This window comes from Klebsiella sp. KTE92 (genome assembly GCF_000398905.1).
Lineage (GTDB): Bacteria > Pseudomonadota > Gammaproteobacteria > Enterobacterales > Enterobacteriaceae > Klebsiella > Klebsiella variicola.
On sequence record NZ_KB976100.1, the window covers coordinates 3886881 to 3901212 of the forward strand.

The 14332-nt window shown below is 55.4% G+C and carries 12 protein-coding genes, 3 tRNA genes and 1 other RNA gene; 9 read left to right on the plus strand and 7 right to left on the minus strand.

The annotated features are described in order from the left end of the window. Positions 1 to 106: 106 nt before the first annotated feature. Positions 107 to 1099 (plus strand): L-glyceraldehyde 3-phosphate reductase, encoded by a 993-nt coding sequence (gene mgrA, locus A1WC_RS07330; RefSeq protein WP_012967483.1) that lies wholly within the window; start codon positions 107 to 109, stop codon positions 1097 to 1099. Positions 1100 to 1229: 130 nt separating this feature from the next. After that, positions 1230 to 1583: a DUF2502 domain-containing protein gene (locus A1WC_RS07325; protein WP_008803887.1), complete on the plus strand. Its 354-nt coding sequence runs from the start codon at positions 1230 to 1232 to the stop codon at positions 1581 to 1583. Positions 1584 to 1640: 57 nt separating this feature from the next. Here the strand turns inward: A1WC_RS07325 and A1WC_RS07320 are convergent, their stop codons facing one another. Next, positions 1641 to 2882 (minus strand): Nramp family divalent metal transporter, encoded by a 1242-nt coding sequence (locus tag A1WC_RS07320; protein ID WP_012540951.1) that lies wholly within the window; start codon positions 2880 to 2882, stop codon positions 1641 to 1643. Between the two features lie 346 nt (positions 2883 to 3228). On the opposite strand from A1WC_RS07320, the gene nupC reads away from it, so the two are divergent. Then, a complete protein-coding gene (gene nupC, locus A1WC_RS07315; protein ID WP_012540950.1) occupies positions 3229 to 4431 on the plus strand; it encodes a nucleoside permease NupC in 1203 nt (400 codons plus the stop codon). Positions 4432 to 4479: 48 nt separating this feature from the next. Here nupC and A1WC_RS07310 read toward each other — a convergent pair whose 3' ends face one another. Continuing rightward, entirely contained in the window at positions 4480 to 6651 is a 2172-nt protein-coding gene (locus A1WC_RS07310; RefSeq protein ID WP_012967481.1) for an EAL domain-containing protein, read from the minus strand. 209 nt (positions 6652 to 6860) lie between these two features. Beyond that, a tRNA-Ala gene (locus A1WC_RS07305) sits at positions 6861 to 6936 on the minus strand. A gap of 219 nt (positions 6937 to 7155) precedes the next feature. Between A1WC_RS07305 and A1WC_RS07300 the strand changes: the two genes are divergently transcribed. Together A1WC_RS07300 and A1WC_RS07295 are read left to right on the plus strand one after the other, a co-directional pair. Further along, positions 7156 to 7509 (plus strand): YfeC-like transcriptional regulator, encoded by a 354-nt coding sequence (locus A1WC_RS07300; protein WP_008803883.1) that lies wholly within the window; start codon positions 7156 to 7158, stop codon positions 7507 to 7509. Positions 7510 to 7512: 3 nt separating this feature from the next. After that, complete coding sequence (locus tag A1WC_RS07295; RefSeq protein WP_008803882.1) at positions 7513 to 7905, plus strand: MerR family transcriptional regulator; 393 nt, start codon at positions 7513 to 7515, stop codon at positions 7903 to 7905. 52 nt (positions 7906 to 7957) lie between these two features. On the opposite strand, the gene gltX is transcribed toward A1WC_RS07295, so the two are convergent. Continuing rightward, positions 7958 to 9376: a glutamate--tRNA ligase gene (gltX, locus tag A1WC_RS07290; protein ID WP_016161612.1), complete on the minus strand. Its 1419-nt coding sequence runs from the start codon at positions 9374 to 9376 to the stop codon at positions 7958 to 7960. A 259-nt stretch (positions 9377 to 9635) separates the two neighbouring features. Between gltX and A1WC_RS07285 the strand changes: the two genes are divergently transcribed. The 3 genes from A1WC_RS07285 (at position 9636) to A1WC_RS26570 (ending at position 9949) form a co-directional block, all read left to right on the plus strand. Beyond that, positions 9636 to 9711: transfer RNA gene (locus tag A1WC_RS07285), tRNA-Val, on the plus strand. Positions 9712 to 9715: 4 nt separating this feature from the next. Then, a tRNA-Lys gene (locus A1WC_RS07280) sits at positions 9716 to 9791 on the plus strand. Positions 9792 to 9813: 22 nt separating this feature from the next. Further along, positions 9814 to 9949, plus strand: a non-coding RNA gene (locus A1WC_RS26570) — RtT sRNA. An 83-nt stretch (positions 9950 to 10032) separates the two neighbouring features. Here the strand turns inward: A1WC_RS26570 and A1WC_RS07275 are convergent. Then, the gene (locus tag A1WC_RS07275) at positions 10033 to 10959 is read right to left on the minus strand and encodes a LysR family transcriptional regulator (protein WP_008803880.1); all 927 of its coding nucleotides are present in this window, start codon (positions 10957 to 10959) and stop codon (positions 10033 to 10035) included. Positions 10960 to 11047: 88 nt separating this feature from the next. Between A1WC_RS07275 and A1WC_RS07270 the strand changes: the two genes are divergently transcribed. Beyond that, positions 11048 to 12046 (plus strand): bile acid:sodium symporter family protein, encoded by a 999-nt coding sequence (locus tag A1WC_RS07270; protein ID WP_008803879.1) that lies wholly within the window; start codon positions 11048 to 11050, stop codon positions 12044 to 12046. Here A1WC_RS07270 and A1WC_RS07265 read toward each other — a convergent pair. Further along, positions 12043 to 12261 carry a DUF3820 family protein gene (locus A1WC_RS07265; RefSeq protein WP_002913440.1) on the minus strand — a complete coding sequence of 73 codons (219 nt, stop codon included), beginning with the start codon at positions 12259 to 12261 and terminating at the stop codon, positions 12043 to 12045. The genes A1WC_RS07270 and A1WC_RS07265 overlap by 4 nt on opposite strands. A gap of 1 nt (position 12262) precedes the next feature. Continuing rightward, positions 12263 to 14278, minus strand: coding sequence for an NAD-dependent DNA ligase LigA (gene ligA / locus A1WC_RS07260; protein WP_012540946.1), 2016 nt, complete (start codon positions 14276 to 14278; stop codon positions 12263 to 12265). Positions 14279 to 14332 lie beyond the last annotated feature (54 nt).

The window sequence follows — 14332 nt, forward strand, 5'->3', positions numbered from 1 at the left end:
ATAAAGCCGGTGTAAAGCAATAGTTACGCCCAAAAAGCAGTGTACTCCATGCAGAACATTGATTAGTGTAAACGTATACACACCCTGTTTTATCTGCGGAGGAAGAATGGTTTACCAGGCAAGCACGACGCGATATCAAACGATGGAGTATCGTCGCTGCGGGCGCAGCGGCCTTCAGCTCCCGGCGATTTCTCTCGGCCTGTGGCACAACTTTGGCGACGAAACGCGCGTGGAGATCAGCCGGCAGATGCTCCTGCACGCGTTTGACCTTGGCATAACTCATTTCGACCTCGCCAACAACTATGGGCCGCCGCCGGGTTCAGCAGAGAGCAATTTTGGCCGCATTCTGAAAGAGGCGCTCCAGCCCTATCGCGATGAGTTGATCATCTCCACCAAAGCGGGCTACACCATGTGGGACGGCCCGTACGGCGACTGGGGTTCACGCAAATATCTGGTGGCCAGTCTTAACCAGAGCCTGCAGCGCATGGGGCTGGAGTATGTCGATATTTTTTATCATCACCGCCCGGACCCGCAGACCCCACTGACGGAAACAATGCGTGCGCTCGATCATCTTGTCCGTCAGGGTAAAGCGCTGTACGTCGGGATCTCCAACTATCCGCTGGCCCAGGCGCAGGAGGCGGTGAAGATCCTTAACGACCTCGGTACGCCCTGCGTCATTCACCAGCCCCGCTATTCGATGTTCGAACGCAGTGCGGAAGAGGGGCTGCTGGATTTTCTGCAGACGGAAGGGGTGGGAAGTATAGCGTTTTCACCGCTGGCGGGCGGACAGCTTACCGATCGCTATCTGAACGGTATCCCGGCCGACTCTCGCGCCGCCAGCAGCAGTCGTTTTCTGCAGCCGGAGCAACTGACCGCCGCGCGATTAGAAAAAATTCGTCAGCTAAATACGATAGCGGAAGAGCGCGGGCAGAAGCTGTCGCAGATGGCGCTGGCCTGGGTTCTGCGCGAGGAGAAAGTGACCTCCGTGCTGATCGGCGCCAGCAAAACCGCGCAGCTGGATGATGCCGTCGGCATGCTGCAGAATCGCCATTTCAGCACCGAAGAGTGCGCGGCCATCGACGCCATCCTTGCGCTGTAAAGCAAATGTTACTTTAGCAAAAAGTGCTCTTTTCTGCGCTTTCGGAGTTCGTCCGATGCGGCGGGTCTTTACCGGCCCGTAATATCAGGTTAACAGGCCGCTTACGGCCCCGATCGTGAAGGAGAAGAGTATGTTCAGGTCACTGATTCTGGCAGCAGTACTGCTGGCCGCAGCGCCACTAGTCGCTAACGCTGGTGAAATCACCCTGCTGCCATCGGTAAAATTACAAATAGGCGATCGTGACAATTACGGTAACTACTGGGACGGTGGCGGCTGGCGCGACCGTGATTACTGGCGTCGTCACTATGAATGGCGTGATAACCGTTGGCATCGACATGACAACGGCTGGCACCGCGGCTGGGACAAGGGTAAAAATAAGGCCTGGGAGCGCGGCTATCGTGCTGGCTGGAGCGACCGCGACGACCACCGCGGCGGCTGGGGACGAGGCCCGGGCGGACGTGGCCATGGCCATGGTCATCACTAACAGACGAAAAGGGGAGCCCATTGGCTCCCCTTTGCTTTAACCAGCGCGGGTCAAGAACTACGCCACGCCGAGCAGCGATCCCACAATTAACCAGCCGTTCAGACTCACCACAATGGCGACAATCACCCAGCCAGTGACTCTCACCCAGCGGGTATTCACCAGGTCGCCCATCAGTTGCGCATTGCTGGTAAATATCAGCAGCGGCACCAGAGCAAGCGCAATACCAAAGCTCAGCAGCACCTGACTCATCACCAGGATACGCGTAGGATCCAGCCCCAGCAGGATCACCACAAACGACGGCAGCATGGTGACCGCCCGGCGAAACCACAGCGGAATATGAAAGCGGATAAACCCCTGCATGACGACCTGCCCTGCCAGGGTACCCACTACCGTCGATGATAAACCTGCAGCGACCAGGCTCAGACCAAAGATGGTCGCCGCCGCGTGGCTCAGCAGTGGCTCCAGCGTTCTGTAAGCCTGATCGAGATCGGCGACGCCGGTATGGCCGTTGAAATGGAATGCCGCCGCGGCGGTCGCCATCATCGCCAGGTTGACAAACCCGGCAATGGTCATGGCGATCGCCACATCCCAGCGGGTCGCGTTATAGCGTTCTTTCCGCGTACCGCCGTGCAGATGCTGGGTAAGCGAGGAATGTAAGTAGATAACGTGCGGCATAATGGTCGCCCCCAGTACCCCGGCGGCTAAGAATACCGCCTCGCCGTTGGGCAGCGTAGGGATCACCAGCCCTTTTGTCAGGGGGGCCAGCGCGGGCTGAGAAAAGATCAACTCCACGACATAGGCCACAGCGACAAACAACAGCAGCCCGCCGATCACCTTCTCCAGCGGTTTTTGCCCGCGCCGCTGCAGCATCAGGATCAGGAAGGTCGCCACCCCGGTCAGCACCGCCCCCTGCAGAAGCGACACGCCCAGTACCAGCTTAAAGCCAATCGCGGCGCCGATAAATTCAGCCAGGTCGGTGGCCATCGCAATGATTTCCGCCTGCACCCAATAGAACCACACCACCGGGCGCGGGTAATGGTCACGGATCTGCTCGGCCAGATTTTTGCCGGTGGCAATGCCCAGTTTGGCAGAGAGAACCTGGATCAGCATCGCCATCAGGTTGGCCCATACCACGACCCACAGCAGCTGATAGCCAAAGCTGGCGCCAGCCTGAATGTTAGTGGCGAAATTACCGGGGTCGATATAGCCAATGGCAGCGACGAAAGCGGGCCCCATGAGGGCGAGCTTCACCTTGCGCGCGGCGCGACTACTGCTATTCTCAACGCGACTGCTAGTCATCTTCTGCCTCTGGAAATATAGCCTTTGCTATGTTTCATGCTATCAAAATGCGAATGATTATCAAGTTCATTTAAAATGGAGATAATGATTGCTGTGATAGGCGGGAACAATAGCTGGCCGGAAATGAGAAACGGGCGTTAGAACACGAGAGCGTGCCCAGTACTAAGAGTAGTACAAGAATGCAACTTTTAAAACCTTTACGTAACATAACAAAAGTGGATGTTTGATCACTATTTTTGCCATTGGTCACAGTTCCTTGCAATAGTGTGCAATTGATCTCGTTTTCTTTAAAGCCGTTGCATAGAATGTGCACGGAAATTTAACCTGCCTCATATTTGGAGCAACTATGGACCGCGTCTTGCATTTTGTCCTCGCGATCGTTGTGGTGGCTATACTGGCCCTGTTGGTCAGTCACGACCGTAAAAAGATCCGTATTCGTTATGTTGTTCAACTGCTTGTCATCGAAGTCCTGCTGGCCTGGTTCTTCCTGAACTCCGATATTGGTCTGGGTTTTGTGAAAGGCTTCTCTGAGATGTTTGAAAAGCTTCTCGGGTTTGCCAACGAAGGGACAAACTTCGTGTTCGGCAGCATGAACGATAAAGGTCTGGCCTTCTTCTTCCTTAAGGTTCTGTGCCCTATCGTCTTCATTTCCGCGTTGATCGGTATTTTGCAGCATATTCGTATTCTGCCGATTGTCATCCGTGCCATCGGTACCGTTCTGTCGAAAATCAACGGCATGGGCAAGCTGGAATCCTTCAACGCCGTGAGCTCGCTGATCCTCGGTCAGTCGGAAAACTTTATCGCCTATAAAGATATTCTCGGCAAAATGTCGCGCAACCGCATGTACACCATGGCGGCGACGGCGATGTCCACCGTGTCGATGTCGATCGTAGGCGCGTACATGACCATGCTGCAGCCGAAGTATGTCGTCGCGGCGCTGGTGCTCAACATGTTCAGCACCTTTATCGTTCTGTCATTGATTAACCCGTACCGCGTGGAAGAGAGCGAAGAAAATCTGCAGATGTCGAATCTGCACGAAGGCCAGAGCTTCTTCGAAATGCTGGGCGAGTACATTCTGGCGGGCTTTAAAGTCGCGATTATCGTGGCGGCGATGCTGATCGGCTTCATCGCGCTGATCTCGGCCCTGAACGCCCTGTTCGCCACCGTGACCGGCTGGTTCGGCTACAGCATCTCCTTCCAGGGGATCCTCGGCTATATCTTCTACCCGGTTGCCTGGGTGATGGGTGTGCCGGCAAGCGAAGCGCTGCAGGTGGGCAGTATTATGGCCACCAAGCTGGTCTCCAACGAATTCGTCGCCATGATGGATCTGCAGAAAATCGCCTCGACGCTCTCTCCGCGTGCGGAAGGCATTATCTCTATCTTCCTGGTCTCCTTCGCCAACTTCTCATCTATCGGCATCATCGCCGGGGCGATCAAAGGCTTGAACGAAGAACAGGGTAACGTGGTTTCTCGCTTCGGTCTGAAGCTGGTCTACGGCTCCACGCTGGTTAGCGTGCTGTCCGCTTCGATTGCGGCACTGGTTCTGTAACAGGCGCCTGTCATCTGAGCCGGGCAACGCCCGGCTTTTTTTTACCCGTCATTCGCCCAACGGCTGAGGCTTACCGACCAGGTAACCCTGCAGATAATTCACGCCCAGTTCCAGCAGGCGCGCTTTTTGCGGTTCGCTTTCGACATATTCCGCCACCACGCTCATCTGTTTCGCCCGCGCCATTTCGACAATCGATTTCACCATAATGGCGTCCAGCGGGTCCGTCAGAATATCGCGGACGAAGCAGCCGTCAATCTTAATGATATCGGCCTGCAGATGCTTCAGTCGTTCATAGTTCGCATAACCGGTGCCAAAGTCATCAATGGCGATGGCGCAGCCAAACGCGCGCAGCGCGTCGAGATTTTGCTGGCTGGTGTCGGCATTGGAGAAAGCCTGCTCTTCGGTCACCTCAATGGTGATAAGATCTGGCGAAATGCGATAGCGTTGAAACAGCGCGATAATCTGCGCCGCGCTGTCTTTTTGCATCAGGGTTGAAGGCAGCAGATTGACCGAGAACCGCTGGCCGGGATGCTGATGGAGCGAACTGAACAGGGTCTCCAGCACCAGCATGTCAAAACGCTGGCTGAGGTTAAACTGCACAATCAGCGGAATAAACTGATCCGGCATAATGACGCCGTCACCACAGCGCATGCGCGTGAGGATCTCATGATAGCCCTCCCCCTCCGCGTTTTGAATCGGTTGCGCATAGAGCACCAGCGCCCGCTCTTTGAGAACCTGCTTGACGCGCATCAGGAGGCGTACCTGCTCGGTGGTTTGATCCACCACCAGCTCCTGCTCCTCATCCAACGCCAGTACCCGGCGTTCACTGCCCGCCTGTTCGGAAAGCCAGCTGAGCTGGCCCAGCATCTGGTGCAGCGTCTCACCCTGACCGTCATCACGGCTCCATGCCGCGCCAAACTCAAGATCCAGCGGCTGATTATGCCAGCTGAACTTTTTGTGGTTGAGGATGGCGACCATATGGTTTAGCCGCGCCGCAGGGTCCGGCCCGTCAAGCACGAGGATCAATTCGCTGCCGGGAACCTGGAAGACTTTATCCGTTGCCCCCAACAGCGGCTGAAGCGCCCGGATGATTTGCCGTTTACAGTCCACGCCCATCATTAGCCCATAATGTCGGCTAAGAAAATCGAGATTATCGATACGCAAGCTGCAGATAGCCTGCAGAGGACTGCTCTGTAAATGGCTCACCAGCGCGCGCAGATTAGGTAAGCCCGTCAGCGGATCCTCTTCCGCCTGGCTACGCCAGCGGCGTTTATTGCGATCGCTGCGGGCATAGGTGTCTGCCATATAAAACAAACAGATAGTGAAGGAGATCAGGACTGACAGCACAAAGGATAATGAATACTCGCTTTGGACGCCCTGGAGAAAGTTTTTATTATACACCACCAGCAAAAAGGCTGAGACAGACCATGAAATACGCAGCAGCGCATGACCAATCCGGCTAATCCCGATAAAGTAGACAATAAATATCACCGGAACTAAATAACCGGCAATAAATTCAGACTGATACGGCGCACACAGTAAAGTTAATAAAAGCGCCAGCGAGATAAACCAATATAGGGTAAAAGAACGATGTTTGGGTGCCAGCCATGGTAAACATTCCTGACGCCAGAAACGTCGGGCATAGTGCGGACTGATAATCATCCGCATTGGATAATAAAGAAACGTCGTAAAAATTAATGCCGCGCTGATTAAACTTTGGATATCTATTACGGTATAAATCAACGGCATACTACCAAAGTAACTGGTAATAGATAATGGAAACGCAAAATATTGCCCGGCAAGGTACATGGTGATTTTCAACAGCACCGGCGCGAAGAAGCCGCCCCAGAAGATCCGCGCCCCCATATGTTTCGCCGTGGGGCCACACCGCCAGCGCTTGCCCACCATCAGGCGTAAAACAGCGCAGGAGACAAACACAGCAAACAGCTGACAAAAGAGCAGAATAAGCGCCTGTGACAGCGTTAATTCAATGAGAAAGCTATTGGTAATGGCAAACGCGAGAATTAATGGTGCGATCGCATAGCGGCCAAAGATAAAAATAACAGAAAACATCACGCTGATTGGCAGCCAGGCAATATAAATAAGATTGCCATCAATAACCGTTTGCGGTGAAATAAAACGAGCCAGCGGAATAGCGACTAAACTGACGAGAAAGGCCAACAGAGTTTTTTTGATATTAATGTTAATTTTATCAAGCATTATTGTTAATTAAAACTCCGGCAACCTCATTACGTTTAATGGGGGAAATGTTATGTTGCTTATTTAGGGCAGGCAAGGTGAATTATCAGGAAAAAGTCTGAAATTACTTTCGATTTTAATAGCTGGAGATTAACTGACTTAACCAGAAAGTGCTTTACATGAAAACAGCTAAAAACAAAAACCCCCGCCGAGGCGAGGGTTCTGAATTTTGGTGGAGCTAAGCGGGATCGAACCGCTGACCTCTTGCATGCCATGCAAGCGCTCTCCCAGCTGAGCTATAGCCCCGTAACGTAAAGCGTGTCGTGTTGACGGGCGGCATAATATGAATTCCTCGCTCAGGTGTCAACGGCAAAATTATCCTTCGCAATTCAATCGCTGAAAAAGCAGGCAACTTGCTGACATTGCGAGCCTTATCGCAGCCAGAAGTTAAACAGGTCACTTTTTCACGTAAAAGGATGCTATAACATGTGCAGCTAATTCCCATACATTTACTCAGGAAATAGTATGCTCAAGGAACGAATGACACCTGAAGAAATCGCCCACCTGACCGGCTATAGCCGGCAAACCATCAATAAATGGGTGCGGAAAGAAGGCTGGCAAACCTCTCCGCGGCCTGGCGTCCAGGGTGGCAAAGCGCGGCTGGTCCATGTCAATGAGCAAGTCAGGGAGTTTATCCGCAGCGCTCAGCGCGTGGCAGAGACACCAGGCGCCTATTCTACCCACGACAGCGATCTGGAATCGCTGCTGCTGACCCTTAGCAAAGAGCTCACTCCCAGCGAGCAGAAGCAGCTGATGTCGCTGTTGCTGCGCGAAGGGATCACCGGGTTACTGCTTCGGTTAGGGATCCGCGATCGGTAAAGCATGATGAAACTGAAAGATAAAATGACACCCGCAGAGCTCGCCGACTGCCTGGGACTGGCCAGACAAACGATCAATCGCTGGGTTCGCCAGCAAAAATGGCGCACGGAAGCGATACCCGGCGTCAAAGGAGGACGCGCGCGACTGGTGGTCATCGACAAACCGGTGCTCGAATTTCTGACCAATGCGCCTGCCAGGCGCCATCTGTTTACCGACAATCATTTGGCGGAATCGCCCGGCGCTTATCTGGTCAATGAGGCTGACGTGGTCTGGCGGCAAATCACGGAAACCCTGCAACTGATGACTCCGGCCGAACAGCTGCAGCTTCGCGATCTGCTGGCCCGGGAAGGGATTAGCGGCTTTCTTGCCCGCCTCGGCATCGCCAGCCCGGCGTAACAGACAAAAAAAACGGCAGGAGTAACCTGCCGTTGTTTCATCCACGTCCCAATCAGGACGCCTGACCTTCACGTTCAGCGATAAAAGCCAGCGCTTTGTTGATACGCTCAACGCTACGGGATTTACCGATAGCGTGGACGGTGACGTCAAGCGCAGGAGACTGCCCTGCCCCGGTAACCGCCACGCGCAGCGGCATGCCGACTTTACCCATGCCGACTTCCAGCTCATCAGCGGTTGCCTGAATTGCATGGTGGACGTTCTCCGCTGTCCAGTCGCCGATCGCCGCCAGCTTGTCGCGAACCACTTCCAGCGGCTGACGCGCCACCGGACGCAGATGTTTCTTCGCCGCATCGGCGTCGAACTCAGCGAACTCTTCATAGAAGTAGCGGCAGCTCTGAGCAATCTCTTTCAGCGTTTTGCAACGCTCGCCCAGCAGTTTCACCAGCTCGGCCAGCTGTGGGCCATTACGGGTATCGATATTTTCCTGCTCGATGCGCCACTGCAGATGCGTCGCCACGTATTCCGCCGGCAGCGTATTGATGTAGTGATGGTTCAGCCACAGCAGTTTGTCGGTGTTGAACGCACTCGCGGATTTGCTGACCGCCCCCAGCGAAAAGAACTCGATCATCTCTTCGCGGGTGAAGATCTCCTGATCGCCATGGGACCACCCCAGACGTACCAGATAGTTAAGCAGCGCTTCCGGCAGGTAGCCATCGTCACGATACTGCATCACGCTCACCGCACCGTGGCGTTTGGACAGTTTTTTACCGTCATCGCCGTTGATCATCGACACGTGGGCGTAAACCGGCACCGGCGCATTCAGCGCTTTGAGGATGTTGATCTGGCGCGGTGTGTTGTTGATATGATCTTCACCACGGATCACATGGGTGATCGCCATATCCCAGTCATCTACCACCACGCAGAAGTTATAGGTCGGGGAACCATCGGTACGACGAATGATCAGATCGTCCAGCTCCTGGTTGCTGAACTCGATAGGTCCGCGGATCTGATCGTCAAAGATCACCGACCCTTCCTGCGGGTTGGCAAAACGCACCACGCACGGCTCATCGTCGGCATGATGCTCGTGGCTATGGCGGCAGCGGCCATCGTAACGCGGCTTCTCACCGTTCGCCATTTGCTCTTCGCGCAGCGCTTCCAGACGCTCTTTCGAGCAATAACATTTATAAGCGGTGCCAGCTTCCAGCATCTCATCGATCACGTTGTTATAACGGTCGAAACGTTTGGTCTGGTAATAAGGGCCCTCATCCCATTGCAGATTCAGCCAGTTCATGCCATCCATGATGGCTTCAATTGCTTCCGGGGTGGAGCGTTCGAGATCGGTGTCTTCAATACGCAGCACAAACTCACCGCCGTGGTTACGAGCAAAAAGCCAGGAATAGAGAGCAGTACGCGCACCGCCAACGTGCAGATAGCCTGTTGGGCTTGGCGCGAAGCGAGTTTTGATTTTCATGAATTGGCCTTACGTTTAATAAAGATGCCGATAGCCGGCAATGTCCGGTGGAAATTATGGGTTAATATTCTAACACCGTGGGCTGATTCCTCAATGTTGATCCCGTCGGAACGTCACGGTTTGCCATTTTTGTTTATAAATCATGCTACGCCGCCGGTTTTACGATCGCTTTGTTTAATTTTACGACGAACGAACGAATTCTTTAGAAAAGGCGTTGACTCATTTTCAACTCTCCCTATAATGCGACTCCACACAGCGGGGGTGATTAGCTCAGCTGGGAGAGCACCTCCCTTACAAGGAGGGGGTCGGCGGTTCGATCCCGTCATCACCCACCACTTCGGGTCGTTAGCTCAGTTGGTAGAGCAGTTGACTTTTAATCAATTGGTCGCAGGTTCGAATCCTGCACGACCCACCAATGTAAAAAGGCGCCCTAAAGGCGCCTTTTTGCTATGCGCCGAACTCAACGATTCGAACCTGCAGCAGGTTCGGGTCGAACGCAGTGAGACAACGGAGCCGCTTGCGGCGACGGCCCGAAGGGCGAGGCGAAGCCGAGTCATCCTGCACGACCCACCAATGTAAAAAGGCGCCCTAAAGGCGCCTTTTTGCTATGCGCAGTTTGCGGTCTTGCCGCGAGTTCCCCCGCAGCACTCCCCCTGTCAGCGCTGATACAGCGGATCTTCCACCCTCGCAGCGGTTAAATTTGCCCCTTCTTCACGCACAATTTCCCATAACGCCTGAGCGGCGGTCGACAGCGAGCGATTTTTCCGGCATGCCAGCATCAACTGCCGCTCCATCACCGGGGTCAGCCGCTTCACCGTCAGATGGCTCCCCTGCGGTAACGGCAGCGCCAGCGCCGGCAGAACGCTGATGCCAATTCCCGATTCTACCATCGGAAACAGCGTTGCCGGGTGACCAATCTCCTGCACAATGTTCGCCCGGATAGCCAGCCGGCTAAGGGCCGCATCAATCAGCGGACGGCTGCCGGAGGCATAGTCCTGCAGGATCAGTCTCTCATCCTGCAGCGCTTGCCACGGCACCTCCGTCAGGCCGGCAAAAGGATGATCCTCCCGGCAAAGCAGCAAAAAAGGTTCCGCCAGGACCACTTCACACTGCAGATCTGCCGCCGGGCCGGGGTCGATCACAATGCCGAAATCCACTTCCCCATGGCGAATACTCTCCAGCACCCACTGCTGGGGCCGATCGTGCAACACAAAATCGATATCAGGATAACGACGGTTGCTGTGAGCAATACACTGCGGAATCAGGTGGGCGGAAATCGTCTGACTGGCGGCGACCTTGACGGTACCGCTCATCTGCTGGCCGACGCGCCCGGCGTCGCGCAGGGTAATCGTCAACTCATCGAGCAAACGCTCCAGCCGCCCCGCCAGCTGCTGACCCGCTTCGGTGAGCACGACTTCGCGAGTGGTACGGTCGAGTAACCGAACGCCGGTCTGATGCTCCAGCTCTTTGACGCTATGGCTGACGGCCGACTGACTTAAGCCAATCATCTCCCCTGCCCGGCTGAAGCTTCTGGCCCGGGCGACGGTGACGAATACTTTTAACTGACGCAGAGAGTAATTCATCTTTTTTATTCATGAATAGATGCAATAAATCAATTTTATTTCTCAAATGAAAAAAAGCACAATAGCGCATCTCTTTTCAGGAGCGTTTATGAAACTTTTCCGCATTCTCGATCCGTTTACGGCAACCCTGGTCACCGTTGTCCTGCTGGCCTCATTCTTCCCCGCCCGTGGCGCTTTCGTTCCCTTCTTTGAACATCTGACCACCGCCGCCATTGCCCTGCTGTTTTTTATGCACGGCGCTAAACTCTCCCGGGAAGCGATTATCGCCGGCGGCAGCCACTGGCGTTTGCATCTGTGGGTGATGTGCAGCACCTTTATACTCTTCCCGGTACTCGGGGTTCTGTTTGCCTGGTGGGCGCCGGTGAATGTCGATCCGATGCTCTACAGCGGCTTTATCTATCTGTGCATTCTGCCGGCCACCGTGCAATCCGCTATCGCCTTTACTTCGCTGGCCGGAGGCAACGTCGCGGCGGCGGTGTGCTCAGCCTCGGCCTCCAGCCTGCTGGGGATCTTTGTTTCACCGCTGCTGGTGGGCGTCCTGATGAACCTTCATGGCGCAGGCGGCAGCCTCGAGCAGGTCGGTAAAATCATGCTGCAGCTGCTGCTGCCTTTCGTACTCGGTCACTTATCACGGCCGTGGATCGGCAACTGGGTGGCGAAGCATAAGAAGTGGATTGGTAAGACCGACCAGACCTCGATTCTGCTGGTGGTTTACTCCGCCTTTAGCGAGGCAGTGGTGAATGGCATCTGGCATAAAGTTGGTCTGGGATCGCTGCTGTTTATCGTGGTGGTCAGCCTGGTGCTGCTGGCCATTGTCATCGCTGTTAACGTGTTCGTCGCCCGCCGCTGCGGCTTTAACAAAGCCGATGAGATTACCATCGTCTTTTGCGGTTCGAAAAAGAGTCTGGCCAACGGCATCCCGATGGCCAATATTCTCTTCCCAACCTCCATCCTCGGCATCATGGTGCTGCCGCTGATGATCTTCCACCAAATCCAGCTGATGGTCTGCGCGGTGTTGGCGCGGCGCTACAAGCAGCAAACCGATGCGCGTCTCGCTGAGGAAAAGGCCAACGCCGCCAAAGCTTAACGCGCTTTCTTCAGGGGCTGAACCAGATCGCTCAGCCCCTCGGTTTTAATCAGCAGGGTCAACGCCATCAGCTCGCCGAGATGGCCGGCAGGAAACTGATCCTTACGCGCAAACCACAGTAAATACTCTTCCGGGACATCGATTAAACGACGTCCCTTGTATTTACCGAACGGCATCTCAGTATTGGCTATTTCGACCAGCTGCGCTTTATCCACGTTATTCTCCCAGCAGACGCATCATTTCGGCTTCGTCAATCACCTCAATGCCCAGCTCCTGCGCTTTCGCCAGCTTAGAACCCGCCGCTTCGCCGGCAATCACCAGGTCAGTTTTCTTCGACACACTGCCTGCCACCTTCGCCCCCAGCGCGACGAGACGCGCTTTGGCGTCATCCCGCGATAGCTGACTCAGGCTGCCGGTCAGGACCACGGTTTTACCCGCAAACGGGCTATCAATCTCTTCCGCCTTCACCACGACTGGCGCCGGCCAGTGAACGCCTTCGGCCAGCAGCTGCGCGATGACATCGCGGTTACTCTCTTCGGCAAAGAAGTTGAAGGTATGGGTGGCAACCACGATGCCAACATCAGGGACCTTTTGCAGCTCCTCAATGGAAGCCTGCTCCAGGGCTTCAAGAGTGCCGAAATGCGCCGCCAGGGCCGCCGCTGTCGCTTCGCCTACCTCGCGAATACCCAGAGCGTAGAGGAAGCGTGCGAAGGTCGTCTCTTTGGCTTTTTCCAAAGCATTGACCACATTTTGCGCGGACTTCGGCCCCATCCGATCCAGCCCGGTGAGTTTCCCGGCGCTCAGGCGGAACAGATCCGCCGGCGTATGGACATACTCTTTCTCCACCAGCTGGTCGATGATCTTGTCGCCCATGCCGTCAACGTCGAGCGCACGACGGGAGACGAAGTGCTTAAGCGACTCTTTACGCTGCGCGCCGCAGATAAGGCCGCCCGTACAGCGGGCTACCGCCTCGCCCTCCACTCGCTCAACGTCGGACTGACATACCGGGCAGTGGGTCGGGAAGACAACATCCCGGGCATCCGCCGGACGCTCGGAAAGCACCACATTGACCACCTGCGGGATCACATCGCCTGCCCGACGAATCACTACCTTGTCGCCGATTTTCAGACCTAAGCGTTCGATTTCATCGGCGTTATGCAGGGTGGCATTGCTCACCAGCACGCCGGCGACATGGACCGGCTCCAGGCGCGCCACTGGCGTGATCGCCCCGGTGCGCCCTACCTGGAACTCCACATCCCGGACGAAAGTCATCTGCTCCTGTGCCGGGAACTTAAAGGCCACGGCCCAGCGCGGCGCGCGGGCCACAAAACCCAACTGCTCCTGCAGCGCCAGCGAATCGACTTTGATCACCACGCCATCAATGTCAAAGCCCAGATGAGGACGATCTTCCTCGACTTTACGATAGTAAGTGAGCACTTCCTCGGGAGTATGGCACAGGGTGACGCGATCGCTCACCGGCAGTCCCCATGCTTTGAACTGCTGCAAACGGGCCGAGTGGCTGGCCGGCAGCTCACCGCCCTCCAGCACGCCAACGCCGTAGCAGAAGAAAGTAAGCGGTCGCTTCGCCGTGATGCGCGGATCGAGCTGGCGCAGCGAACCCGCCGCCGCATTACGCGGGTTAGCAAACACTTTTCCGCCGGTGCGGCGCGCTTCTTCATTGATTTTTTCAAACCCGGCCTGCGGAAGGAAAACCTCACCACGCACCTCAAGACGTGCCGGGATATTCTCGCCATGCAGCTTGAGGGGGATAGTGCGAATGGTTCGCACATTGGAGGTAATATCCTCGCCGGTGGTACCGTCGCCGCGGGTCGCGGCCTGCATCAGTACGCCGTTTTCGTAGAGAATACTCACCGCGAGGCCGTCGAGCTTAAGCTCGCAGCAGTAGGTGAGATCGTCAGTGCTTTTCAGGCGATCCTGGACCCGCTTGTTGAAAGCGAGAAAGCTCTCTTCATCAAACACGTTGTCCAGCGACAGCATCGGCACTTCATGGCGGATCTGGCTGAAGGCAGTCAGTGGCGCCGCCCCCACCCGCTGAGTCGGCGAGTCCGGGGTAATCAGCTCCGGATGTTGACTCTCCAGCTCGCGCAGCTCGCGCATCAGGCGGTCATATTCCGCATCGGGCACTTCCGGCGCGTCCATAACGTGGTACAGATATTCATGATGGCGAAGCGTGGTTCGCAGTTCAGTCAGTTGTTGTTCGATCGGTTCCATATCACACCATCAATGATAAAAAACCCCCGACAGGCGGGGGTTGAGAAGGAGTTG

Coding starts and splice junctions, on each gene's coding strand:
- A1WC_RS07295 (WP_008803882.1), top strand. CDS start 7,513: ATGATGAAACTGAAAGATAAAATGACACCCGCAGAGCTCGCCGACTGC.
- ligA (WP_012540946.1), bottom strand. CDS start 14,278: ATGGAACCGATCGAACAACAACTGACTGAACTGCGAACCACGCTTCGC.
- nupC (WP_012540950.1), top strand. CDS start 3,229: ATGGACCGCGTCTTGCATTTTGTCCTCGCGATCGTTGTGGTGGCTATA.
- A1WC_RS07310 (WP_012967481.1), bottom strand. CDS start 6,651: ATGCTTGATAAAATTAACATTAATATCAAAAAAACTCTGTTGGCCTTT.
- A1WC_RS07300 (WP_008803883.1), top strand. CDS start 7,156: ATGCTCAAGGAACGAATGACACCTGAAGAAATCGCCCACCTGACCGGC.
- A1WC_RS07275 (WP_008803880.1), bottom strand. CDS start 10,959: ATGAATTACTCTCTGCGTCAGTTAAAAGTATTCGTCACCGTCGCCCGG.
- A1WC_RS07270 (WP_008803879.1), top strand. CDS start 11,048: ATGAAACTTTTCCGCATTCTCGATCCGTTTACGGCAACCCTGGTCACC.
- mgrA (WP_012967483.1), top strand. CDS start 107: ATGGTTTACCAGGCAAGCACGACGCGATATCAAACGATGGAGTATCGT.
- A1WC_RS07320 (WP_012540951.1), bottom strand. CDS start 2,882: ATGACTAGCAGTCGCGTTGAGAATAGCAGTAGTCGCGCCGCGCGCAAG.
- gltX (WP_016161612.1), bottom strand. CDS start 9,376: ATGAAAATCAAAACTCGCTTCGCGCCAAGCCCAACAGGCTATCTGCAC.
- A1WC_RS07325 (WP_008803887.1), top strand. CDS start 1,230: ATGTTCAGGTCACTGATTCTGGCAGCAGTACTGCTGGCCGCAGCGCCA.